Source organism: Phaeobacter sp. CAU 1743 (assembly GCF_039839315.1).
GTDB lineage: Bacteria > Pseudomonadota > Alphaproteobacteria > Rhodobacterales > Rhodobacteraceae > Phycobacter > Phycobacter gallaeciensis_A.
The window spans coordinates 34,364-58,905 of record NZ_JBDOQR010000027.1 but is presented as its reverse complement, the minus strand read 5'-3'; the positions used below and the strand labels follow the sequence as shown (position 1 = coordinate 58,905).

Genomic DNA, 24,542 nt, shown 5'->3' with positions numbered 1-24,542 from the left:
CGGAAACCAGCCGTCGTGGCACGTGAGGCAGGGACAGCAAAGCTCTGACTGGTCGGGATTCGGATCGGGGCAAGAGGACAGAGAAGACATCGCCCGCCCTGCAGCGCCTCCCTCGGCCGTTCCCCTACCTTCCTTCGCCGCCACCGCTCTTCTCCTTTTGTCTGAGTTGCATGACATGCTGGTCGCAGCTGTCGCCCCGTCCACAAAGGTTGTCGCCGATCTTTTTCCCTTGCCCCTGCGGGCCATTCCTCGCGGAGCAAAAAGACCGGCGCCTGCCCCTCTCCGCTGCGCTCCGCCTGCGGTGTGGCCGGGCCTTGGCCAGCTGCAAGGTGACCATCATTGCAACGCAAACAAGGAGAAGAGCAATGACCACGAACTGCATCAAATTCACCAGCGCCGACATCGAAACCGCCAAGGGGGTCGGCTCCATCTCGACCCTGACCTTCGACCTCGACATCACGGTCGAACCCGTCGCAAGCGCGAACCCGATGGCCCCCACGCACCGCGTCCTCGGCCGCTCCCCGCGCGGCAAGCTGGTCGAGTGCGGCGGCATCTGGAAGAAACAGAACAAGGAGACCGGCGCCGACTACTACACGCTGACCATTCGCGACCACGGCTTCAACGCCAACCTCGGCAAGGCCGCGAACCAGGACGATCTGTCCCTGCAAGCCGTCATCCCCTGGGGGCCAAAGGACGCCGCCTAAGCCAACAGCCAGACCGCTCCGGCGGTCTGGCTTTTTCTCGTTTCAAGAAACGACAATGGTTCGGGTCCGAAACCCGTGTCTGAAGGTTGCGGCATATTCCGGACGACGTCGCCGTGGCGGGTAGGAAGCTGGATAGGTCGCAGATGCGGCTTTGATCTTTCTGTTCAGTGACAACGTGCATCGCGCGAACCCGAGTCGGAACCGAATGTCCGCAGGAAGAACTGGCGGCCCGCTGGGCGAGACAAGCGCTCCCCTTCCGCCGGTCGAGCAATCCGCGCCTGGGTCGTCTTGGCGAAGCTGCCAGGGGCGGCGAACTCACCCTGTGCCGCGTGGGTGTAGCCGCAGATCAACGTCATGTGTCCGGGGGACGAAGTATCACGTCAGGGCCACCGCCGCGCGCCTTTCCGTCGACCTGTTGGCCTTTCAGATCGCTAGCCCGGGGTCGAGCGGTCGGCAACGCCGGGGGCAGGTTTCTGGGCGGCTGACGCCTTGAGCGCTGCGGGGCATCGCTCACAACAAACCTGCCCCCGTCGTGCTCCATTTCATTCCGCCCCGTGCCGGGTGCAGCCCGCTCTCATTCCCCCGGCCTTTTCCACGATCCGTCCAACGACGATCAACGGAAAGGATCACACCATGACACTCGAACAATCCATAGACCTCGCCGAACTGCAAGCCGACATGGCCTTCGATGCCTACCTCGCCGCCTTCGATGACGACGCCCATCCGGAGACCCTCGACAGCCTCGAGACCGAGGCGCTGATCGCCCGCAGCCGTTACGACGATCTGCGCTCTTAGGGACTGGGTCACTGACCCAGATACCCCTGCGGGTCTTCGGATCCGCAGGGGTCAGACATTGATCCTTACCAACATTGTGACGCCCCAAACGGGCGTGACACGCGCCATCCCGCGCGGGCCGTTTTCGTGTTCCTGGCGCCCGATCCGTGAACGGCTCGGGCGTTCGGTTTGCGTGTCGCAGCGTGCGTCTTGAACACAAGTTTCGTTAGCTTTTTCGACCTGCTTGTCCTGCATCGATGAGGGCGGGACCCGTCCCATGTCGCGCCGCGACGCGGGGTCTTGACGGCGGCCAATGCCTGCAAAAATACACGACACGCAAAACGTAATATTGCACAATGTGATTTATTGAAGTATAAGCGAAGGAGAGAAGGAAGACGTTGGCAGGATATGGCCAATGTTTGCACATTTTGTCCGAGGGGTCTGTCATGGGCGTTTCCCGCAAAGCTGAATGCTCCGCCGCACGCGAACGCGATTGCGAGCAATCGCTGCCTCGCGCGCGTCTGCGCATGCATCCTTTTTCTGGAAGCGGGAGAACGCCCTAGTGCCGAGACCAGCGAAAAACCTGAAGCTTGAAGAGCGCATCGAACTCGCGCGGCGCTTTGCTGCGGGGGAGAGCGCGAAGGACCTGGCGGCCGCGTTCGGCATCTCTCCGCGCCACGTGAACCGGCTCGCGAAAGAGGAGGCGGGCGAGGGCATCGCGGTGCGCGATCCGAGCGAGACGGTGTCGTTCCGGGCAAGCCGATCCGAACTGGACGCCTTCGATGCCGAGTGGCGCGAACGGGGTTTTGCCAACCGGTCCCAGGCGCTCAATGCGGTGCTGCGCGGACGGTGCGGGTTCCTCGATGTACCCCGTGATCTGGTCTCGGAATTCTGTGCTGCGTGGCGTCAGGCGAAGGACGTGAGCGACACGGGACTGGCGCTCGCCAAGGCGGTCCATCGCGGTCGGCTGGAGGTCGCGGAGGCGGACCGTGCGGTGCTGATCGAACTGCTCGATCTGGCGCAGTCCATGAGCCGTGAGATGGGCCGGATGAAGGATGCGGCGCAGGTCTTGCGCGCTCAGGAGTGGCCGCAAAAGGAAGAAAGGCAGGGGACGGAGAGCGCGGTTCTGGAGGATGACCCGCCCGCGACCGGCGGCCGTCTGAGGCTGGTCAGGAATGCCTGATCCCCTCGCCCTCTACACTTCGGTCATGGGCCGGCTCTGGGAGGATGAGCGCATCCGGGGTCAGGCCGCGGCGCGGATCGACGCGCGGCTGGCGGGGCGTCGGCAGGGGCGGAGTTTCGCGCGCGTCGGATCCATGTCGGCGCGCAACGCGCTGAAGGCTGCGTCGGGTCAGAGCCGGGCGGCGGTGTTCAAGCGGATCCGGGCTGGAGGCTGCAAGACGCGTGCTTCGCTCGGAGCGCAGATCTCCTACGTCAACGACAAGGCGGTCTACACCTATTCGACGATGACCAATGCGCTGACCGGTGCGGCGGTGCTTTCTGAGGATCAGAAAGAGAACATCATCGAGGATTGGGCCGGGACCTGGCGCGGCTCGACCAAGCTCGGGTTCACCTCGCACATGCTTCTGTCCTTCCCGACCGACGTCACGGTCGATCAGGTGCGCGACATCGCCATGGACTGGACGGAGCATTTCTTCGAGAGCGGCGAATATGGCGATCAGTGGGACTATGTCCTCGCGGTCCATGACGACCGGGCGCACAAACACGCGCACATCATCCTGAACAACCGCGGCGTCGAGAAGGGCACCTGGTTCTCCTGCTGGGCCGAGGGTGTGATGTCGCCGCAGCTCATGCGCGAGAAGCAGGCCGAGATCGCCGAAGCGTATGGCGTGATGCTCGACGCCACGACCCGGCTCGAGCGCGGCATCTTCGAGAAGCCCGCCGGGATCGAGGAGATCTACCGCGCCAAGGAAGAGGCCCGCCTGCCGCGCGAGATCGTCATGACGGCCCAGGAATCCGCCATCGCGCAGGCGCAGGTGGTGGGCTTCGCCAAGGACTACAAGAACCTCGCCGACCTGCTGGACCGGATGGACCAGCGCCACATGGCACGTGCCGTACGCGGCTTGGCGGACGGGCTTGGCTCGGGCACGCCGTGGAATTTCACCGAAGGAGAGATAGACATGAAGGACATCAAGACCGTCGGTGATGCGATCGACTATTCCGAGCGCACGATCGAGGCGCTCAGGCTCAAGGCCGAAGAACTGGATCCGGCGGAGCGTGCCGCTTTTGAAGCCAAGGCCGCACCGATCATCGCGGACCTCTCGCAGATGGTGCCGGACCCGGACCTGCGGGCGCGGTTTGGCAAGCAGCTGGAGGAACCCTATCCGCCGGGGGCGGGCAGCGAGGTGCTGATTGCCGCGCTGCAGTCCGGCAATGACGAGGGGCTCCGCGATGTGCTCGAGCGCGCCGAGGAGGCCGGAATGGACAGCGAGGAACTGGTAGCCCGGATCGCGGCGGGTGGCACGCGGAACTACGGCATGGCGCAGGACTGGGTCGAGCGGGACATGAACGCGGTGCTGGCCAAAGACGGTCTCAGCGTCGAGACGGCCAATGATGACCAACTGGATGCCGCGCTCGAAAAGGTCGACGGCGTGATGGACGCGTTGATGGAACGCGCGAAAGAACTGGGCGTCGAGATCGGCCGGACCCTTGCCGATGAGGAAGAGGCGACGCTGCCCCTCATCGACGAGGACGACCGGACGCCCAATCCCTACCTGCAGGACCTCGCCGACATGTTGCGCGATGGCAAGCTCACCGAGGCACAGGAAGAGACAGTCGAGCGAACCCTGCAATCCGAGCTCTTCAAGGAATTGGGGGAGGAGGGCTTGGCCGAGCTACGCCGTGGCAACTACGAGGTGCTGGACGCTGCCCTGCCGAGTAAGCTCGACCAGATCACCGTCACGCAGGAGTTCCTGGAGATGACCTTCGAGGAGACCGGCGACCAGGTCTTCACCGACCGCGCCGCCGGGTTGCAGCAGGACAAGGCGACCGAGGTCGCCCGGCTGCGCGGCCAGCAAGAGGCGCAGGAGTTGGGCCGGGATCTTGGCCGTGACCGCGGACTCGACGACGAGATGGAATTCTAAAGGGGAGATGACCACCATGACCAAGACACTTCCCCTCTGGGCCGCGCTTCTCTTCGGCGTGATCTGCGGTGCTGTCATCGGCACCATCGTCGCCGCCTTCTACCTGACCCTGGCCCTGAAAACCGGCTTTGGCAGCTTCGACATGCTGGCGCTCTGGAAGGCGAGTGCAGCTACACGCGCAGCGCACCCCGAGGCCTTCAAGGTGGGGTTTGGTGCCGTCGGCTTCGGCGCGATCGGCCTCGGCGCGCTGGCACTGGCGTGGACCTGGAAGAAGGAGCGCGACGATTACGGTTCTGCCCATTGGCAGACCAAGGCGGAGCTGAAGAAGAACGACATGCTGCAGGCCCCAGGCAAGGGCTTTGTCTGTGGCAAGCTCGGCGCGCCGACCTCTAAGGCCGAGTTCATCTCCTCGACGACCATTCCGCATGTGATGATGGTGGCGCCCACCCGTGCGGGTAAGGGCGTCGGCTTCGTGATCCCGAACCTTCTGAGCTTTGCGGGCTCGGTCGTGGTGCTCGACGTGAAGGGAGAGAACTTCGAGAAGACCGCGCGCCTTCGCGCACTGAATGGCGACGAGGTCTATCGCTTCAGCCCCTTCGATTGGGCCAATGCCACGCATCGCTACAATCCGCTCGCCCGGATCGCCAAAGCCCCGACATTCGCGCAGCGGTTCACCGAGGTCTCGATCCTGGCCGACCTCTTCCTCGACAAGGACAACAAGACGCTCGACACCTTCTCCGAGGCCGGCAAGTCGATCTTTGTCGCGGCCTGCCTGCTGGCGATCCAGCGCGGCACGCCGAATCTTGGCGAGGTAAACAAGATCGTCGCCGGAGGCGAGTACAAGAACGCCCAGTACAAGACCTATGCCGACGAGGCCGAGGAAGACATCCTGCGCGAGCTCTGGACCAACGCCGCCTCTGCCTCGTCGCGGCTGCTGACCTCGAACATCCAGGCGCTGATGACCGCGGGCCTCAAGCAGTGGGACAACCCGGCGGTGCGCTCGGCGACCGAGGCAAGCGACTTTGATTTCTCTACCTTCCGCAAGACCCCGCAGTCGCTTTATATCGCGGTGTCCGAGGATCACATCGCAACCCTCGCGCCACTTCTGCGCCTGATGTTCGCCGACCTCATCGCCTCGATCCGCTTGAACGAGCCGGGCCCGGACGAGCCGTGGCCTGTTATGATGATGATCGACGAATTCCAGCAGATGGGGGCGATGCCCTATCTCGAGCGCGCGATCCATTCACTGGCGAGCTATGGCGGCCGCGTCGCGATGATCGCGCAGTCACTGGCCTCGCTCGATCGCATCTACGGGCCCGAGGGCCGCGAAAGTCTCGAGAACGGGGCAGGGCTGAAGCTCTACATCACCCCTCGGGATCAGCGGACCGTGAAGGAGGTCTCCGCCGCCGTCGGCAGCACCACTCGCGAGGCGGTCACTCGGATGTATGGTCGCAACAAGGGTTTCCTCGGCGCAACCTCGACCTCGGCGCGTCTGGAAGAACGGCCGCTGCTTTCCGAGACCGAAGCGCGACTCATGGACCCCGACGAGGTCATCATCCTTGCCTCGCCCCAACACCCGATCAAGGCGAGCCGGATCAAGTATTACGACGATCCGTTCTTCAAGGAGATGCTGGCCCGCCAGGAGGGCAAGCCGTTCCCCTATCCGCCGAGCGTGCAGGGCGTCGGCCCCTGGGTTGATGGGGATGACGGAGACGAAGCTGCCGCCATCGAGCCGCAGAAACCCGCAGCGCCCGCGCCGGTGCGGGACCGGTCGCAGCGCCGCGAAGCGAGGGCGATGAGCGTGAGGACGATGGAGGCTTGGCGCGGTCAGCCAGAGCCGGAAAAGCTCGAGCGGGAAGCGGATGTGCCGAAGGAATGGGAAGCAGCGCTCGACCGGCAAGAGGATTTTATCGAGGAGTTGTTGGGTGGGTGAAGATGAAAAGGGCCACCGACCTAGACGATCGTCACGCCTTCTTTTGCATCAAGCGCCAAGATTCGCTCCTTGACCTCCTCGCTCAGGTAATCTGCGTTGATCGTGCGCAGATACCGCAAAGCTTCTTTGTCATTCGCCTGATATTCTAGGCGACGTTTATAGAAAGTCAGGCGCCCTTCTGCCTCCTGAATGATCTCTCCCCAGGTCTTGGCCCAGACACGGATCTTGATTGGATCATCAACTTCGAGGACTAGCCCACGAGGTTTGTCCTTTTGCCTCGCCTCGAACTCTGCGTCTTTTGTGAACCGGTTGGCCACTGCGACGAAGTCCCATTCTACCTTCGAGTGCTGGAAACGGTCATCAAGCGCCACGGCCTTTGCGTACTTCTTGATCTGGTTGATGACGTCTTCATTGAGACTCTGGCTTGGGCGCTTCAGTTCTATGACGAGGTGTTTGCGCTCTTCATCGGTAGCGGTAGGCATCCGGCATGATAGCATCAGATCAACAATAGCGGCTTTGCCCTCGGCGTCGAGAACTGGTGCACTTGGCGCGAGTGTTTCTCGAGCAGTGCCATCGTCTCTGTCGCTGCCCAGCAAATCGATATGGCTGCGCAAAACGGCGGATAGATCCTCGTCGTCGTTCATCAGATTGAACTGCTCGCCGAAAATCCACGTCTCTTGGGCAATAATCCGGTGAAGTTGAGACCGTTCGAGTAGCTGACGTTTGGACTTTGGGTCAAAGACCAAGATCTGCAAGGCTCGCAAGAACTCGAGACGATCGGTGACAGCTTTTGCGGCATTGATAACAGCGGTAAGCGAGGTCTTTCGAAGAAGGTCTGCCAGTTCCTCTTGCTTAGCCTTAGGAAGGTCTACGACACTCTCCAGAATTGCAGGCAGGGCACCCGGCCCAGTTTCAATCGCTGCTTTGACAAGCTGAAGAATAAGCTTTTGCTGCTTCGATGGTGCCTTATCGAACTCAGGACTGTAGTCCGCCAAATTCAATGCGACGACGTCAAAGACCTGTCTTTCGTTGATCTCGATTGGATCGGACGTTTTTCCCTCATAAGGATAGATCTTGGCCTCTTTCCATTCCTGGATTTTGCCACGAGAACGCTCTGCTTCACGCTCGCGAAAGTGCTCGCGCAACTTTGCCTTTGTCGCCTCGACAAGTGCCATGGAAGGCGGGTCGAGCTCTACGAGTCCTTCTGTGTTGTCGTCTGCAAGGTCCTGAAAATGGTCTGCGGTCAAATATGCAGTGAAGTCGAACCCGCGGGCATGAATTCCCGGCACCATTTCGTGGAAGCTGAATCGGCCTGGTAGGCAAAGCATCAACTTCCGTTCGACTTTCTTTTTCCACTCAATAATATCGAGTGTGGCTTTGTACTCATGACCACCTTCGGTAATCGCCGAAATTTCATAGGGCGTTACATCGCGAATTGCATCCCGCGCGTCGATTTCTTCGCCATCATAGATGATACGGAAATCTGGGTCTTCGTAGAGCTGGAGTGCAAACACATCCCGGACTTGCTCGGCGAACCCGTCTGCCGACCATATTTCGAAATCGCGAACGACATTCTCAATTTCTACAGTGCAGCCAGTGTTCCCTGATGAGACTGTATCTGAAATCGTGAACCGCTTTAGATCCGACTTTTCACCGCTTATCGAAAACTTCTTTCCGGCATGATGGGATACCCAAGTTACACGCTCGCCGAGTGCAAATGCCTTGAAACGTCCCTGACCCTTTTCTCCATGGATTGACCTGCCGCCATCGGTTTTGATGGCGCGCTTCTTCCAAGAACCACCCAATGATTGGAAGAAGGCTTCGACCTCGTCTGCGGGAATTCCGGTTCCATCGTCGACAACTCGAATGACACCAAGCTTTGTGAGTTGACCCTGTTCTAGTTCAACCTTTACTTCGCGCGCGTCCGCATCATAGGCATTCCAAATGAGTTCCGATATGGCTGCCAGCGGTTTCGCGGTGGTAATCCGCTGGATATGATCATTTTCAACTTTAATTTCAATTTGTTGCACGGATCGGACCTCGGTGAACGTTTAATTCCTGAATTATTCCCATGCGCTGATCGTGGTTTCAACCTGAAGGACCAGCGTTTTGAACTCCCAAATCTCCCTCTTGAACGTCCATTCATATGCTCCAGAGGTCGCCTAACCCTTCTTCAAAGGTATCGATGAAAGTGACCATACGTGAAACGACGCGCTCCGCAGAGGGTTTTCGCTGAAGGATGCCCGGCGTTTCGATCATGATAGCAATGACCTCGTCGGTCATCGGGCGCTTGCCGGAAAACTGATAAGCTTCGAGAAGGATTGCAAACCCCTCTGGACGCAGCTTTTCCTCGGAGCAAATTGAATTGAATGCCGCTTCGCGCTTCTCTGTCCAGAACTCTTCAAACGTCGCAGTTGTTTGTTCGGCGCTTTTCATTGTCGGCAGATAGGCCGTGATGAATTCCTCAATCAACTCGCGCTTGCTTCGAAGGCGGGGCTCTGACCCGAGCAGATCGAGAATGGTCTTGGTCTTGCTCGCAGTATCCAGCGCGTCCTCGGCTTCCCGTTGCTCCGCGACGACAGAGGCCAGCAAGGCCAGGATATAGGCGACGTTTATGTTGTCACGCCGGATTAGTTCGAGCTCGAAGTCGACCTCATTGAGGATGGAAGCCTTCTGGTCGTCATCTTGATCCGATTTCATGCGATCATGAATGTCGAGGTACTTACTCTTGAAATCCTCGAAGCGCTGCGCGTCCAGCGAGAGGTCATCGTCACTGAACTCGGTGAAGCTGGTCAGCACGTTGCGGATGCGGATCAGCTCGCGAAAGGCACGCACGAAGGCGAGAATGTCGTCTTCAGAAACCAGCTTGTCCACGGCTGACGGTGTCGGTGCAATCTTGAGCAATTCCATCACCGCCTCATTGAAGCGGTCAACGTACTCTTGGTAGGGCGCGATCAGGATTGTCTCGTCAGCATCCTTGTTCGAGAACAGCGCGATGGCCTCGTCCACCTTGGCCTTGAGGTTGCGGAAGCAGACGATATTGCCCTGCGATTTCTTCTGCCCGAGGGTCCGGTTCGTGCGCGAAAATGCCTGAATCAGCCCATGATATCGCAGGTTCTTGTCGACATAGAGCGTGTTGCAGGTCTTGGCGTCAAAGCCGGTGAGAAACATGTTGACCACCAGAAGGATGTCGATGCCCTGGCCGACGACGTAATCTTTCCGGTCACGCCATTTCATGCGCTTCGCCAGCGCCTTGTAGTAGACGTAAAAGGCCTTCCCGTCCTTCACGCTGTTGTTGGTGCCGAACATGACATTGTAATCGGCCACATAGCCAGCCAGCTTGTCGCGGCTGTGCTGGGTGGCCGCACTGACGGGGCCGCCCGTCACATCCGGCTCCCCAATCAATCCGTTGGCATCTTCGTCTTCTTCATTGGCCGCGAAGGTAAAGATGGTGGCGACCTTCAGGTCATGTTTGCCCTCGGCCTTCTTGCGCTGAAATACCTCGTAAGTCTTGGTCAGCGCATCGACGGAACCGACACACATGATGGCCGAGAAATCGCGGTTATGCGTTTTACGGTCGTGGTTCTCGATGATCCAGTCAACCACACCGTCGATCCGTTTGTCGCTCTCGAAAAACTCCTTCAGGTCGAGACCGGAAACCTCTTCGTCCCCGATGAACGTCCCGTCCTTGCGGCGCAGCTTACCCCAATACTCGACCGAAAACCGCAACACGTTCTCGTCTCGGATGGCGTCCGTGATGACATAACGGTGCAGGCATTCTTCGAACAGGTTTGCGGTCGTGCGTTTGCCGATGGCATTTTCCTTCAGGATCGGCGTGCCGGTGAACCCGAACATCTGCGCCTTGGAGAAAAACGCAACGATATTCTTGTGGGTGTCGCCGAACTGGCTGCGGTGACATTCGTCGAAGACGAACACGATCCGCTCATCTTTCAGCGCCTCCATCGCCGCCGCATGGCGTTCGCGCGTGATGGCGGTGTTCAGCTTTTGGATCGTGGTCACGACCAGCTTGGTGTCGGGATCGGCCAGTTGATCCACAAGCGCCGTGGTGTTGTCGGTGCCATCGACCGAGCCGGGCGAGAAATAGTTGAACTCCTTCGTCGTCTGGTAATCCAGATCGGCCCTGTCCACGACAAACACGACCTTGGCCACCTTCGGGTTCTCGACGATCACCTGACTGGCCTTGAAGCTGGTCAGCGTTTTGCCCGAGCCTGTCGTGTGCCAGATATAGCCGTTCTTGCGCCCCTTCATCACCCGGTCGAGGATCCGCTCGACGGCGAAATACTGATAGGGCCGCAGCACCATCAGCACCTGGTCGCTTTCGTGCAAGACCACGTATTTCGCGATCATCTTGGACACGAAACACTTCTCAAGGAAGGCGTCGGCAAAGGCCTCCAGCCGTGTGATCGGCGTGTTGTCCTCATCCGCCCAGAAGAACGTCTGCTTGAAATCCTGATGCCTGTTGTTGGCGTAGTATTTCGTGTTCACCCCGTTCGAGATCACGAAAAGCTGCACATACTGGAACAGCGCATTGCCCGCGCCAAAGCTATGGCGGTGGTAGCGGTTGATCTGGTTGAAGGCCTCTTTCAACTCGATCCCGCGCCGCTTCAGCTCGATCTGGATCAGGGGCAATCCGTTCACCAGCAGCGTAACGTCATAGCGGGTTTTGTAATGCCCCTCCTGCGTGATCTGATGCGTCACCTGATAGCGGTTGCGGCACCATTCACGCCCGTTGAAGAACTGCACATAAGCGGTGGTGCCATCGTCGCGTTGCAGCGCCATGCGGTCGCGCAGCGTCTTGGCTTTCTCAAAGGTCGAGCCCTTGCCCAGATGGTTTAGGATGGTGCGGAATTCCCCGTCCGAGAATTGCAGCCCGTTATGTGCCTCAAGCTGCGCACGCAGGTTGGACTCCAGCGCCGCATTGTCGGGAATGGCGACCGAGGCCCAACCCAGATCGTTCAGACGCTGGATCAAGGCATTTTCGAGCTGGGCTTCGGACTGGGTATTCATCGAAAAACCTTAAACGAACAGCTTTTGCAGAAGGCCTTTCTTGAAGGCCTCTATTGTAGAAATCTTTTGCGACAGGGCGTCAATTTTGGCGTCGAGGGCAGAGAGGGCGGCGGCGATCTTGCGTTGCTCGTCGGGGTGGGGGAGCCAGAAGGTAAGTTTTTCTAGATTGCTTTTCGATACACCGAGAACGGAAATACCCTGTGCAATCCGCATGGTCTGCTTCCGCATAGGTGCGCTGCGCAACAAATAGCCGGAAAACCCGAGCACAAGTGATTTAGCCTTTGGGCGGGCAATATAGGTATGCAATCCGGCGACTGCAGATTTGGGCGCGACTTCCATGATCTCGATTGCTTTGCCGATGTCAGCATAGTCTTCGGAGGCGTCAGCAATAACGACGTCTCCCACACTTAGGAATTCGGCTGCTTTGATGTCCCTCATGGGTGCCGTCGCGGCAATGAATGGCGCGTTTTCCTTGGATTGGAAGAATAGCGCCCGGTATTTGCCGTGGATGTCGCCATAGTGGATGTTCTGAACACCACTCGCCGGATCATCGACCAGATGCTCGCGCGATAGGCTGTTGGTCTGCACCCAGTCAAACACATCCCCCAGCTTCCGCTCCTCCCAATCCGGGAAGGCGCTGCCATCGTCACGGGTAAAGCGAAGCTCGCGCGAAAACAGCCGCTGCATCAGCCCGCGCTTGTAGTCCTCCAGCGCGGTTTTCTTGTCGGTCAAAAGGGCGATCTTTCGGGAAGTGGCGTCCAGAACTGCCGCAATCTTTTCCTGTTCGGGCTGATCCGGCAGAGCGAGCGGAATCTTGGCGAAGTCCTGATGATAGAGGCGCAAGCGGTCGTTGGTCAGCCCGTGCGAATAGGCCCAAAGCTGGTGCAGCATGTGTCGGTTCTGAAACCAGTAGTCGAAGAATTTCGAGGACACGCCTTTCTTCGGTGACAGAACGACATACGCCGGGCTGACCATGCATTCCTCGGACGCCATTCCGACCGCGCCCTGCCACATCCTCATCATGTTGTAGACGAGATCGCCAGGCTGAGCGCGCAGGTTGGTTTCATCCGCCGCATCCGCGCCCATGTGCCGTTCAAGGCTGTCGCGACGGACGAGTCCACGGTCTTGAGTGACGGAATAGATCGGCAGCCCGGCTTCTCCTTTCGCCTTGCTGTTGCGAAAGGCATCGCCCGCCCGCGCAGGTTTCCATGGCCCCTTGAACTCAGGGAACCGAAGTTCCGGCACAAGTGGTCTCATAGCGGAGCTTCCAGACCAAGCTCGGCGCAGAACCCGCGCAGTTCTTCGTCAACGTTGCGCATGTCCAGATTGATCTGTTCGACGCGGCGCGTCACTTCCTCCAGATCGACGGGCGCTTCCGGCACGAAGGTGTCGACATAGCGTGGGATGTTGAGGTTGAAATCGTTTTCTTCGATCTCGGCCAAAAGGGCCCGATGCGTAAACCGTTCTTCCTCGGCGCGGGTCCGATAGGCGCCAACGATGCGGTTCACGTCCTCTTCGCCCAGCCAGTTCTGGTTCTTGCCGCGCTGGAAACAGGTTGAGGCGTCGACAAACAGCACGTCCTCGGTTTCCTTGCACTTCTTCAACACCAGAATGCAGGTGGGGATGGCGGTGCCGTAAAAGATGTTCTCCGGCAGGCCGATCACCGCATCCAGCCAATTGCGCCGGATCAGAAATTCGCGGATGGCCCCCTCGGCCCCGCCACGGAACAGCACACCATGCGGCAGGATCACCGCCATGGTGCCGTCTTCGTCCAGATGATGCAGCATGTGCTGGACAAAGGCGAAATCGGCCTTGGATGCGGGCGCAAGGCGACCGTATTCGGCGAAGCGGTCGTCGCTCTCGAAAATCTTGTTGGCTGACCATTTCGCAGAGAAGGGCGGGTTGGCGACGATGGCCTCGAAGGTCTGGCCCATATGTTGGGGGTGTTCCAGCGTGTCTTCCTGCTGGATGTCGAAATCGAGGTAATGCACCCCGTGCAGGATCATGTTCATCCGCGCGAGGTTGTATGTGGTGCGGTTCAGTTCCTGCCCCACAAACTCGCCCACGGACTTGTTGGACTTCTTGTAGCCCAGTTCCCGCGCCACGCGCAGCAGCAGCGAGGCCGACCCGCAGGTCGGGTCATAGACCGACCGTAGCCGCGCCTTACCGGTGGTCACGATCTTGGCCAGCACGGTCGAGACCTGTTGCGGCGTATAGAACTCGCCCGCCTTCTTGCCCGCCCCGGAGGCAAATTTGCCGATCAGGTATTCATAGGCATCGCCCAGAACGTCTGAATTCGAATTCGTCAGTTCGAAGTCGATGGACTCCAGATGGGCGAGCACCTTGGAGATCAGAGTGTTTCGCGCCTCGTTGCTGCGGCCCAACTTGCTGGAGTTCAGGTCGAGATCTTCGAATAGGTTGACGAAATCCTCCTCGGACTCGTTGCCCATGGTGGATTTCTGGATGTTGTTCAGCGTGTCGGAAAGATCGGCAAGGATGAAGCTACCCGGCTCCGCTCCGCGCCTGGCGACCTCTGAGAACAGCTCGCTTGGGCGCAGGTAGTAACCGAGGCTATCGATGCAGTTCTCTTGTACGGCTCCAAGAATACCTTGGTGGACCGGGTCGGTTTCGTCTAGCGAAGCGAAAGCAAGGCCTTCGGATTTGAGAAGCTCCTGATCGACGTAGATGTGCAGGCGTTCGGACAGGTATTTGTAGAAAATGAAGCCGAGGATGTAGTCGCGAAATTCGTCCGCATCCATCCGACCGCGGAGCTCGTTGGCGATGTCCCATAGTTTTTGTTCGAGTTTTTTCTTCTGTTCTTCCGTCACGGGACCACCCTGAAATCTTGCCTCCACGGATTGGTCCGTGCCGCAGTTTATTGGGGGTGTAGCCCAAATGGACTCTGCAAGGAAGAAAAACCCCACGGTCTCGGGCTGTTATGCGGCTCTTTTCAGGGTCTTCCAGTGTCGGGGTGGTCGGCCTGTCATCTACCGCCCGGCAGATAGAACTCGGTAATCCCCCGCTTCCCCTCGGCGCGCCCGAGCTGAACGATCACATCGATGGATTTTCGGATGTATTCCCGGACCTCCGCGAAGGTCAGCGGTGTGCCAGCCTGCAGCACCATGATCGCCAGCCGGTCGATGGCGAGTTCCGCGGTTTCGGCGTGGATGGTGGAGACCGACCCGCCATGACCGGTGTTGATCGCCTCGAGATAGGTCAGGGCCTCGGCGCCGCGCAGCTCGCCGACGATGATCCGGTCGGGGCGCATACGGAGGGAGGCCTGCAGGAGGGCGTTGGCGCTGCGTTGCGATCCGGCGCCGCGGTCGGCCAGGAGGGCGACGGTGTTCGGCTGGCCGGGGAACAGCTCGAAGGCGTCCTCAATGGTGATCAGCCGCTCGTGCTCACTGACATGGGTCAGCAGGTGCCGTGCAAAGGTGGTCTTGCCGGTCGAGGTGCCACCGCTGATCAGGACGTTGAGCCGTGCCTCGACCAGGGTTTGCAGAGCGGCCTCGAGGTTTTCTTCTGCGAGGCTGGCGATGTTCTTCATCTTCTCAGCGCGGAGCGCATCGAGCGAGACGGCTTTGCCGAAGAGATAGGCCGGGGCGTAATCCCGAACGCTGCCCGAGGCGAAAAGGCGGATGGTGATCGAGGCCCCGCGATCGATGGCGGGTGGCACGGCGACCTGGACCCGAAGAGGACGGCCTGCATATTCCACCTTGCCGGAAACGAGGGGGTTCTTTTCAGAGACGCGGGCTTTGGCGTCGCCGACGATGGTCTGGGCCATGTTGAGGGCGGTGGTGCGATCCACAGTCTGGCCTTCGTGGCGCATGGTGGCGTCGCCCGCGACTTCGAGCCAGACCTTGCCATCCGGGTTGATCGCGATCTCGACCACGTCGTCGCGTCGCAAGAGGTCGCGGAACGGGTCAAGATAGCGTTCGAGGTAGGAGGCTGGGCTGTCAGTCCGGGTCAATAGATCACCACATCCCGGTCCACGAGCACGGTGACCGAGGCCCCTTGATCGACATAGATCGTCGGCGCGATCGAGACCTGGTCGGCAATGACCGATCCAACCGCATCCTGAAGGTCGCTGCCGACATCACCCAGGACGATGCTTGTGGTTTCGTTGTTGGTACTCTCCGCCGCCACGGCAGGTGCCGCCCCGATCACGGAGATCAGCGCCGCCCCACCGAAGCGCTCGGCGAACTTGGTGTCGACAAGACCTGTCAGGCCCGAGCGGCCGAGTTGATCCCCGCCGACGGCGGCGATTTCTATCGAGGTGCCATCCGGCGTCAGGACGCGAGTCCAGACGATCAAAATGCGTTTCTGGTGCATCTCGATGCCGGAGCGGTATTGGCCAAAAAGGCGGGAGCCCCGGGGGATCAGGATCCGGTCCCCGGAAAACGCCGGAACCGGCTCGGAGACGACCGCCACGACAGACCCGGGCAGATCGCTGTTGATGGCGGTCTGGAGCGCAGCCTGGATAACCGAGCCTTGGGTCAGGGTGCGCTCAGGGTAAGCGAGGCGGGCAGCCTCCTGCACCTCGAGCGGGCGGGCAGTCTGCAGGAATTGCTCATTGCCCGAGAGGGCCGGCCCCCCGGCACCAGAAGCGGCGGTAGGTTCGGCCACTGCCGCGCCACTCGCGCCGCCGCGCGGCCCGTCGGCATAGACCACGGCAGGAGACTTGATCTGCGCCGCCAGAAGCTCCTCGGCGACCCGTGCGGCCTCGCGCTGACGCTGTTCCTCTTCTTGACGGCGGCGTTCTTCGAGCAGGCGCTGGTCAGCAATCAGCCCCTCACGGTCGAGCTCGGCCTCAAGCCCCTCGCGCTGCGCCCTCTCGGCATCGAGCATGGATTGCAACCCTTCGATCCGGGTCTCGGTCTGGCGCTGCAGGTTGGCAAGCTCGGTTTCTTTTTCGGCCAGCGTGGCCTCTAGCGTCGCTTTCTGTTCATCGAAGGCTTCGCGCAGGTCAGAAACGGCGGACTGGATTTCTGAGTTGCGCGTGGCTTGGCTCGCGGCAAGGGCCTCGCGCAGCTTGGCAATCTCGGCCAGCACTTCGGCGCTTGGCTCGGGGGCAGGGGCCGCAGGCACATCCAGCGCTTCCTCGACGGCGATCAGAGCGTCATTGACCCGTTGCTCGGTCTCGTCGGGCGGGAACTCCAGCCGCCCCCCGGTGCCGGGGCGGCGGTCCTGGAAGGTTTCGACATCGGAAGTCTCGAGGGCGCTGTCACTTGTCTGCAATCCAGTCGCCAGGAAATACGCTACCCCGGCGCCGCCAAGAGCGAGGGCGGCGGCGAGGGCACCGACCCCGAGGCTGTTGCCGCGGCGTTTGGATTTGCCACGCTGGCTAAACTGATCGAGGCGGTCCTGAAGGTCAGGAGGGGTTTGATCGGCCATGGTCAGTTGCTCACATAGATGGCGCTCTCGTCGCGCCAGGCGCAGATCGCCTCGTCGCCGATGCGCAGCGTCCAGTAGGTGTTCACCCCGAGCACGCGGACGGTGTTGCCTTGTTGGGTCCAATTGACCGTGCGCTCACGGCCCTGATTGTCGGCTTTGAAGGGGGCGGGCTGGCGACCGTTCTCCGGGAAGACGAAATACGTGTAGCGCCCGTCGTCATAGATGTGGCTGGGGCGGAAGTCGCCCTCGCCCGATACGCGGTAGTTGTAGTTGCGCGGCACCTCATAGCCCTTGGGCTGGGTGGCACCCGCCGCGCGGCGTTCCTCGTCGGGGTAGCGGAAGCGGACCTCGAAAAACATCCCGGTGCGGTTCGGGATCGAGCCCTCGCGCAGGTGGAAGGAATAGGTGCGCCGGTTGGTGATCACCGTCATGTTGGTTGAGGCATTTGCCACATGCGGTTTGATCGTCAGTACATTGCCGAGCTCGGGGATCGGGTCGACCTGGAAGCTCTCGGTGTCGCCGACGATCACTGCCTCGAACCGTTCCCCCGCCCCGAAATGAATCGTCGTCGAATGCCGCAAGTCCGTCTCGATCCGGTAGACCTGGTTTTCGTTGTAGACGGCGGTGCGGATGCGGATATCGAGCGGGCCGCCTTGCGGCGTGGCTTCGGCGAAAGCGGCAACAGGAAGGGCAAGCGCCAGGAGAAGCGCGGGGAAGGATTTCATCTTGGTCAGTTCTCCAGGGTCTCGGCATCGACGCGGTAGGAGGTCACCACGAAGCCCAAGGGGTTGGCCCAGACGTCCTGAAGGCGCTGGCGGGTTTCGGGTTGGAAGTCGTAACCGACGGTAGCCACGTAAGAGCGCGTCACTGTACGGGTGTCGCGGGGGCGGCGCAGCGTGCGAGTGAAGCGGACCTGGGCCACGCCGCGCTCGATCTGGTTCACCGACTTGATCACCACCTCGATCTTGGCGTCGCGCCCATAGACGGTGATCGGGTAATCCTCATTGGTGGAGGACCAGAGATCGCGCAGCGTGCGAGCGGCGTCGCCATCCGAACGGTCGAGCACTCCATTGATACGTTGCTCGCCATCGGTCAGGTCATAGGTCTCGCGATCATCGACATAGGCCACGAGGTTTGCCTGGATGATGGCGTCGCTCTCGGAAAGCGTCAGCGCCTGGACAGCCGCAACACGGTCCATCTCACCCGTTTCCTTGTCGACCACGACCACAAAAGTTTCAGTCGTCTTGAGGGGAAAGAGGCTCGCGCCTGCGACCATGCCGGCGACGCCAACCAGCACGCCGGCCGCCGCGACGAACCAGGCAAATCGTTCGCGCCGCCGAGGCCCGTAGATGAAATCCGCTTCAAACGCGTCGCGGTCAGGCGCGGAGGAACTGGTCACAGTCTTCTTCAAAGTCGTCGTCTTTCAAATCAGGGTTTGCGGAAGGCCTTGGCTGCGGAGAGGAGCGCGCCGGGGCTTTGGCGGATCATCTCGCCGGTCTTGACCACGCCCGCATTGGCCATCTGGTTCAGCTCGTGCGGCGATTTTCCGGTGACGAGGCGGGAGGTCGCACCCGTGCCATACTCCCGCGTGTTCACGAAACCCTGACGTGCAAGGCCGGTCAGACCAACGGCGTTGGAGGCAATGCCCACCACGCCGGTGAGATTGGACGCGATATAGGGAACGGAAGCCATGATCCCGGCGCTGAGAATGAGGATCACGAGGAAGGGCAGGATGAGGCTGACGGTCTCCACGTCACCCGGATCGGCGGAAGCATCCCCGATCGCCTCGGCGATGGCGACGATGATGCCTGCGGCGGCGACGGGCATGAGCGCATAGCCGATGGTGGCGCGGGTCCAGGCCTCGAAGAGGGATTGGGTCGGTTTGAAAAGCGATGTCATGATCATGAAGGGGGCGATGACAATCATCAGCGCGAAGACGATGCGGGCGAAGGCGATGATCCCGGCGGTGACGGCGGCAAAGACGGCGGAGAGGACGAAGAAGATGGCGCCCAGGACCGCGCCGAAGACCCAGCCCGCGCGATCGCCAATCGTGTCGCCATAGGCGGTTATTCGGGCGACCATATTGTCGAGGCTCTCATAGACCCCGGCCTCGTCGCCCGAGCCTGTGAGCGCGAGGATCGAGGCGCCGACGGAGTCGGGGACGTCCGTGACCACGCCATAGATGACGCTGAAATTTTCCCAGCTCTGCGCGAATATCCCGACAAGTGCGACCTTCACCCCGAAGGCAAAGCCCGTGCCGAAGGGCAGGGGACGGAGTTGCATCACCGCGTTTATCCCGAGAAGGACGACAAGGAGGGTCGCGCCCGCCGAGATGACATTGCCGACCGAGGCTGCGGAAGAGACAAAGCCGTCCTGCGCCACGGTGTTCACTGCGGCATCGACCTGTCCCAGAATGTCGCGAATGACCCCCATTTACTCCGCACAGGCCTCCGTAACCTGGGCTTCCAGCGCATCGGCCTTGGCGTAGAGATCGAGCACCTTGAACGGCAGTCGCGGGTTGTCCGAGGTCCGGAACCGGGGCAGGGCGCCCAAGGCCTGATCCCAGGTGAACTGGTCGAGCAGGCAAGTGCAGTTCTCTGTGGTCAGCGCCTCCTCGGCGATCAGGATGCGCAGGATCGCGCGGTAACCATTGCGCAGGTAAGCGGTTTCGGCGAGATCCACGGGCGGTTTCGCGACGCGGCAGTCGTCGGCCTCGTCCCGCGCGATAGCCATCGAGCTGAAGGGCGTGTCGCCGGATGGTTCGGTGTTCGGGGTCTGGGCCAGTGCGGCACCGTGAAGTGCGGCCAAGACAAGAGCGGCAAGACCAAGCGCCCGAACTGAAACCAACTTGTGGATCATGGACATTGTCATGGATCCACCGCCATCGAGCGGAACTTGCGCTCATCCGCGAGGGTCGCGGCATCGACAACGCCAAGCTGACCGGCACTGACGCCTTGGGCGGCTTCCAGCCGCCAGATCTGGGTCAGGATGATCCCGAGCTCGGCGGTGACCCGGGTGTTGAGATCGACAGCGGCCTTCAAGCCGTCCTGATCGTCGATGAGCCCGACCATGGTCTCGAGGCGCTCGAGGCTTTGACCGGCCTCTTCGTGGCTTTCCTGCGCCGCGACGGACAGCATGGCACTGGCCCCGGCCGAGGCGGCGATCCGGTTGTCGGCGGGCTCATCCGAGCCCGAGAGTGTGCTGAGGCGCTCCGAAGTGAAGCCGCTGCCCGAGAGCACCCTCTCGACAGAGGCCGAGAGTTCCGCGCCGGGATTGAACCCGCTCAGGAAATCCCCGCTCGCCAGCGATTGCGCAGTATTGAGGGGGGCCACTAGCTTGCCTCGCAGGGCGCGGAATTCCTCGACCGTGGCGAAAAGCTCTCCCAACCCGCTGCCTTCGATGAGCGAGGTCAGTTGCGCCTCGAGGTTGGTGAGCTGCGACAGTTGGGTTTCCAACTCCAGCCGCATGGTGGCGAGCTGTTGCATCTGGACATTCAGGTCCTCGGCCATGTGTTCGAGCTGGGCCACGAGCTGGCCAAGCTGTGAGCCATCAAAGGTCGGCACGCCTTGGGCTGTTGCGGGCGAGGCGAGCCCGAGTGTGGTGACCGCAGCCACGGTCAGGAGAAGCTGTCTCATTCGGGAACTCCCATCTGCATGAAGTCGCGCTCGGCCAGCCGGTCGGCGACGAGGTGTTGGGCATAGGCCGCCTCGCGCTGCTGATTGGCGGCCATCAGCCGGACACGAAGATTGAGGATGCGGCCGATCTCGGCCTTGGCGTAGGTGTTGAGCTCCCAGGCCGCCTTGGCATTGGGCTGCGCGTCGATCTGCAGGATGATCGCGCGCAGGCGGTTGATCACCTGTTCGGTCGTGGCGGAACTGTCGGCCGCGTAATAGACGCCGGCCTCGGAGATGCTGGCATATTCAGCGAGCGCAAAATCCGAGGGCGAGAGCGTGCCGAGCGCGTCGGCACCACCCACCACGGCAAGATATTCGTTGTAGAACTTGGAGATGTTGCGAACATAGCCTTGGGTCTCGGCAAAGGGTGGCACGCCACCATATTCGATGACCCGGCCCGGTCCTGCGTTATAGGCCGCGAGCGCATGGGGGATATTGCCGAAGCGGGTGAGTTGGGTCGTGATATAGCGGGCCCCGCCGCGCAGGTTGTCCTTCACGTCATAGCGGTCGACGCCGAGGTCGGAGGCGGTGCCAGGCATAAGCTGGGTCAGGCCATAGGCCCCGACCGGGCTTTCTGCGGCGACATTGAAGCGGCTTTCCTGCTTGATCAGGGCCTGGAAAAGGCAGCGCCATTGGGTGGCCGAAAGTCCGGCGCGGGCCACGCCGGGGGCGCCTGCGAATTCCCCCGCGACCTCGACGATCATCATCTCGACCGTCTCGCGGCCCTCGCCAAAGAGGCGGCTGTTCATGGGGCTAGGGTCGGTATTGGGGTAGACCGCCGCGACCCCGAAGTCGGCATTCCCTTCGAGAGCGCGGATGTCAAAGCCGGGTCCGGTGATTGCGGCGGTCATCTCCTCGAGGACGCGCAGCTGGTCGGCCTGGACATCAGCGAGCGTGGACTCGGTGCGATCCTTGTCCTGCTGTACGCCCAGATCCTCGGCGAGAGCTGTCACCCGCGCAATGGCGCGCCCGATCGCGGAATTGTCCTGCGTCGGCACGCCCTGGGTATGCGCGGGCAGGGCGCCTAGGCCGAGGCAGAGCCCGGCGGATATGATCGCGGCGCGGCTCATTCCGGGCGGGGCAGGGGCTCGAATGTGCAGTCGGGTTTGGCCGTCTCCTGCACCGGTGCGCCCATGGTTGAGAAGGAGAGGGCGGCGCGCGTCACCTGCGGCTCGCCATTGCGCCCGAAGCAGGGCGAGGTTTTCTCGGTGTACTTTTCGCAAGCCGAGAGAAGGCCTGCGGCGGCGCAAAGCGCGAGGAGGGGTTTCATACTCATATCACATGTCTCCAAAAATCGGGGTTGGTGCGCCAATCGGCGGGCACGCGCGCCTCGCCGGTGGCGCCGCCGCCAAGGATGGGAAGGAGGGTGCCGAGCGCCGAAAGGTCCGCATCGACGAAGACGCTGTCACCTGCCGAGCGCACCAGCGCGATGCGCTGTCCTATGGTGGGCTGGACCAGAAGGGCGGCCTCCTTGGCGTTCACGCGCAGAAAGTCGTAATCCGAGATCGTGGCACGGTCGTTCGGGAAGAGGATCTGTGTCGGCACCGTCTCGACGATGGTCTTGCCGACGCGGCTGTCGCGCAGCTGGCTCGGATACTGCGTCATCATGATCACGACGCAGTTCATTTTGCGCAGCGTCACCAGCCAGTTCTCCAGCCGCGCTCCGAAGTACGGATCGTCGAGTAGCTTCCAGGCCTCGTCGAGGACGATGATCGTCGGGCGGCGATCCTCGACCAGGCGTTCGATCTGGCGGAAAATGTAGGAGAGAACCGCCATCCGCTCGGTGGTCATGTCGAGAATCTCGGTCATATCGAAGCCGATGATGTCGGAGGCGAGTTCAAGCCCCGCGCCATATTCCGGTTCATCGAAAACCCAGCCATAGCGCCCGCCCGGGGCCCATTCGGCGACGCGGGATTGCAGCTCGCCATCATCATCGAGCGACTGGAACAGGGTCTCGAAGCTTGCGAAACGCCGCAGAGAGCCCTCGGCATGGGCATTTTGTGAGACTGCGCTCTGGATATGGCGGGACTGCTCGCCGGTGAGGGTTCCGCCCCGGGAAAGAAGGGTCGAAAGCCAATCCGAGAGCCAGGCACGGCCACGTTCATCGATTTCGGTATCGAGCGGGTTCAAGCCGGAGGGCACGCCGGCACGGATCTCGTTGTAACGCCCACCGAGGGCGCGGACTGCCATCTCGAGGCCGCGATCCTTGTCGAAGAAGAAAAGCCGCGCGCCCACCCGCTGCGCTTGGGCCGCGAGGAAGGCGGTGGTCAGCGTCTTGCCGGTGCCGGTGCGCCCCAGAACCAGCGTATGGCCGACGGTCGGTTCCTTGCCCGGACCGCCCGCCTCGTGGAAATTGAAGCGATAGCCAGAGGTGCCGACCGTGGGCAGCACCGAGATGGTCTGGCCCCAGGGCGATTGATCGGGACCGCGGCCCTCGACGCTGCCATGCAATGCTGCGAAGTCGGCGAAATTGATCGAGGAGATCGGCGTCTTGCGCGCCCGGTAGCCGAAATTTCCGGGGGATTGCGCGAAGTAGGTGGCTTTCAGGGCCATGTTTTCGCGCACGATCACCGACATGATTTCCTGTCCGACGCGCTTGATCTGGGCGGCGGCCCGTTCGAGCGTGTCGCGGTCGGGCGCATAGACGGCGATCGAGAGGTGGTGGTCGCCAAAGGCGATGCGGCCAGCTTCCTGGTCGTCTGCGGCCTGGCCGAGCTGTTCGCGCAGAGAGACGGCCGCGTCGTCGGAAGCCTGCATCTGGCGGATGATCCGCTGGATGCGCTCGGCCATGATGTTGTTGGGGATCGGGCTGAAGGAGTTCGTCAGCACGATATCGAGCGGCAGGTCGAGCGCGTCGAGCAGTGTCACATCTGTCAATGCCGGGTAGGTCTTCATCGAGAAGAGCGCACCATATTTGACCCGACCGGTCACGGCGTCGGTCAGGGTGACCACGTCGCCATCAAAGGTCGCGCGGCAGTTGCTCAGGGTATGCGAGAGGGGCAGGGCGCTTTGGCCGAAGGCGATGGGGGAGAAGCTACCCGCGTTCAGCGTATTGAGATAGCCCAGCCATTCGCCGCCGCTGCGGGTCAGCCGGACCGGATTGGCGGAGGAGAGCGCCACCTCGAAGAAGCCCATGACCTCGTTGAGTTCCTGCATCCGCGTCGCGCGGTCCTTGACCCAGGCCTTGCGGGCCAGCGCCCGCAGGAGCGGAATGCGTGCGGAGATATCGGGCCGCCGGATGACGCTGAGATAGAGCTGGCGCTTGGCCGGGCGCAGGTCTTTGACATGGGCCTGCCACCGCGCATCGATCGCGGCGGCTAAGCTGTCACCGTCAATGGGGCGCATTCCGAGATCCTGCGGCACGGAGATCCGGTGGATGTAGAAGCCAAAGGCGTTTCCGGTCTGGGCGACGATGGCCGCGACCGCGCGCTTGAGCGCGTCGAGCCGGGCATCCTCGGTGGTCATCGGGTTCAAACCGTCGAGGCGGAGGGTGGCCATGAGGTCGCCCTCACGCAGCACCATGACATCGTCATCGGCGCAAGCGAAATACGGCAGGTGCTCCGCGAGATAGCTTTCTCGCGCGAAGTCACCTCCGCCCGCTTGATGCAAGGCAGTCCCGAATGAAGAATGGGTGCCTGCATCACGCGCCAAAGCTGTCGCCTCCATGCAGAGCCCGGTTCTTCGTCGCGCGCACAGAGCCGTAGGAGACGCGCAGCACTTCGAAGAAATGCGGCTCGCGGTCGGCGACGAACCAGAGGATCGGATAGGCGACGAGGCCGATCAGGAAAAACACCATCGACTTCGTCCAGATGAACGGCAGAACGACCCCGCTCGCCAGCACCACGAGGTATCCGACAGGGAGACCCAGATACTTGGGCGGACGGGCGAGGCCCAGAAAAAGGGGGGATCGTTCTGCCACTGCTCTACTCGG

General features: G+C 61.4%; 20 protein-coding genes. 5 read left to right on the top strand and 15 right to left on the bottom strand.

The genetic code is table 11. The features are described from left to right. Window positions 1–365 precede the first annotated feature (365 nt). From AAFO90_RS12270 to AAFO90_RS12250, 5 genes are all read left to right on the top strand, one after another. Window positions 366–704 (top strand): DUF736 family protein, encoded by a 339-nt coding sequence (locus AAFO90_RS12270; RefSeq protein ID WP_008335621.1) that lies wholly within the window; start codon window positions 366–368, stop codon window positions 702–704. A gap of 633 nt (window positions 705–1,337) precedes the next feature. Continuing rightward, window positions 1,338–1,499: a hypothetical protein gene (locus AAFO90_RS12265; protein ID WP_306286059.1), complete on the top strand. Its 162-nt coding sequence runs from the start codon at window positions 1,338–1,340 to the stop codon at window positions 1,497–1,499. A 541-nt stretch (window positions 1,500–2,040) separates the two neighbouring features. Beyond that, window positions 2,041–2,661: a helix-turn-helix domain-containing protein gene (locus AAFO90_RS12260; protein WP_347509581.1), complete on the top strand. Its 621-nt coding sequence runs from the start codon at window positions 2,041–2,043 to the stop codon at window positions 2,659–2,661. Next, complete coding sequence (locus AAFO90_RS12255; protein WP_347509580.1) at window positions 2,654–4,582, top strand: relaxase/mobilization nuclease domain-containing protein; 1,929 nt, start codon at window positions 2,654–2,656, stop codon at window positions 4,580–4,582. The genes AAFO90_RS12260 and AAFO90_RS12255 overlap by 8 nt, the downstream gene beginning before the upstream one ends. Window positions 4,583–4,598: 16 nt before the next feature. Further along, entirely contained in the window at window positions 4,599–6,515 is a 1,917-nt protein-coding gene (locus tag AAFO90_RS12250) for a type IV secretory system conjugative DNA transfer family protein (RefSeq protein WP_347509579.1), read from the top strand. A gap of 20 nt (window positions 6,516–6,535) precedes the next feature. Here AAFO90_RS12250 and AAFO90_RS12245 read toward each other — a convergent pair whose 3' ends face one another. From AAFO90_RS12245 to AAFO90_RS12175, 15 genes are all read right to left on the bottom strand, one after another. After that, entirely contained in the window at window positions 6,536–8,545 is a 2,010-nt protein-coding gene (locus AAFO90_RS12245) for an ATP-binding protein (protein ID WP_347509578.1), read from the bottom strand. A gap of 112 nt (window positions 8,546–8,657) precedes the next feature. Continuing rightward, window positions 8,658–11,543 (bottom strand): type I restriction endonuclease subunit R, encoded by a 2,886-nt coding sequence (locus tag AAFO90_RS12240; protein ID WP_347509577.1) that lies wholly within the window; start codon window positions 11,541–11,543, stop codon window positions 8,658–8,660. 9 nt (window positions 11,544–11,552) lie between these two features. Next, the gene (locus tag AAFO90_RS12235; protein WP_347509576.1) at window positions 11,553–12,800 is read right to left on the bottom strand and encodes a restriction endonuclease subunit S; all 1,248 of its coding nucleotides are present in this window, start codon (window positions 12,798–12,800) and stop codon (window positions 11,553–11,555) included. Further along, window positions 12,797–14,371, bottom strand: coding sequence for a type I restriction-modification system subunit M (locus AAFO90_RS12230; RefSeq protein ID WP_347509575.1), 1,575 nt, complete (start codon window positions 14,369–14,371; stop codon window positions 12,797–12,799). The genes AAFO90_RS12235 and AAFO90_RS12230 overlap by 4 nt, the downstream gene beginning before the upstream one ends. Before the next feature lie 155 nt (window positions 14,372–14,526). Further along, the gene (gene virB11, locus AAFO90_RS12225) at window positions 14,527–15,513 is read right to left on the bottom strand and encodes a P-type DNA transfer ATPase VirB11 (RefSeq protein ID WP_347509574.1); all 987 of its coding nucleotides are present in this window, start codon (window positions 15,511–15,513) and stop codon (window positions 14,527–14,529) included. Next, on the bottom strand, window positions 15,510–16,937 hold the full coding sequence (locus AAFO90_RS12220) for a TrbI/VirB10 family protein (RefSeq protein WP_008335600.1): 1,428 nt from the start codon (window positions 16,935–16,937) through the stop codon (window positions 15,510–15,512). Before AAFO90_RS12220 ends, virB11 begins: the two co-directional genes overlap by 4 nt. Window positions 16,938–16,939: 2 nt before the next feature. Beyond that, window positions 16,940–17,662 carry a TrbG/VirB9 family P-type conjugative transfer protein gene (locus AAFO90_RS12215; RefSeq protein ID WP_188479839.1) on the bottom strand — a complete coding sequence of 241 codons (723 nt, stop codon included), beginning with the start codon at window positions 17,660–17,662 and terminating at the stop codon, window positions 16,940–16,942. A gap of 5 nt (window positions 17,663–17,667) precedes the next feature. After that, a complete protein-coding gene (locus tag AAFO90_RS12210; protein ID WP_188479838.1) occupies window positions 17,668–18,348 on the bottom strand; it encodes a type IV secretion system protein in 681 nt (226 codons plus the stop codon). A gap of 17 nt (window positions 18,349–18,365) precedes the next feature. Beyond that, the gene (locus tag AAFO90_RS12205; protein ID WP_347509573.1) at window positions 18,366–19,370 is read right to left on the bottom strand and encodes a type IV secretion system protein; all 1,005 of its coding nucleotides are present in this window, start codon (window positions 19,368–19,370) and stop codon (window positions 18,366–18,368) included. Then, the gene (locus AAFO90_RS12200) at window positions 19,371–19,808 is read right to left on the bottom strand and encodes a hypothetical protein (protein ID WP_347509572.1); all 438 of its coding nucleotides are present in this window, start codon (window positions 19,806–19,808) and stop codon (window positions 19,371–19,373) included. It lies immediately after the preceding gene. Then, window positions 19,805–20,572: a type IV secretion system protein gene (locus AAFO90_RS12195; protein WP_188479835.1), complete on the bottom strand. Its 768-nt coding sequence runs from the start codon at window positions 20,570–20,572 to the stop codon at window positions 19,805–19,807. The genes AAFO90_RS12200 and AAFO90_RS12195 overlap by 4 nt, the downstream gene beginning before the upstream one ends. Beyond that, the gene (locus tag AAFO90_RS12190; protein ID WP_188479834.1) at window positions 20,569–21,681 is read right to left on the bottom strand and encodes a lytic transglycosylase domain-containing protein; all 1,113 of its coding nucleotides are present in this window, start codon (window positions 21,679–21,681) and stop codon (window positions 20,569–20,571) included. Before AAFO90_RS12190 ends, AAFO90_RS12195 begins: the two co-directional genes overlap by 4 nt. Next, entirely contained in the window at window positions 21,678–21,887 is a 210-nt protein-coding gene (locus tag AAFO90_RS12185; protein WP_188479833.1) for a hypothetical protein, read from the bottom strand. Before AAFO90_RS12185 ends, AAFO90_RS12190 begins: the two co-directional genes overlap by 4 nt. Continuing rightward, on the bottom strand, window positions 21,884–24,277 hold the full coding sequence (locus AAFO90_RS12180; RefSeq protein ID WP_188479832.1) for a type IV secretion system protein B4: 2,394 nt from the start codon (window positions 24,275–24,277) through the stop codon (window positions 21,884–21,886). Before AAFO90_RS12180 ends, AAFO90_RS12185 begins: the two co-directional genes overlap by 4 nt. After that, window positions 24,252–24,530, bottom strand: a complete 279-nt coding sequence (locus AAFO90_RS12175) for a VirB3 family type IV secretion system protein (protein ID WP_188479831.1) — start codon at window positions 24,528–24,530, stop codon at window positions 24,252–24,254. The genes AAFO90_RS12180 and AAFO90_RS12175 overlap by 26 nt, the downstream gene beginning before the upstream one ends. Window positions 24,531–24,542 lie beyond the last annotated feature (12 nt).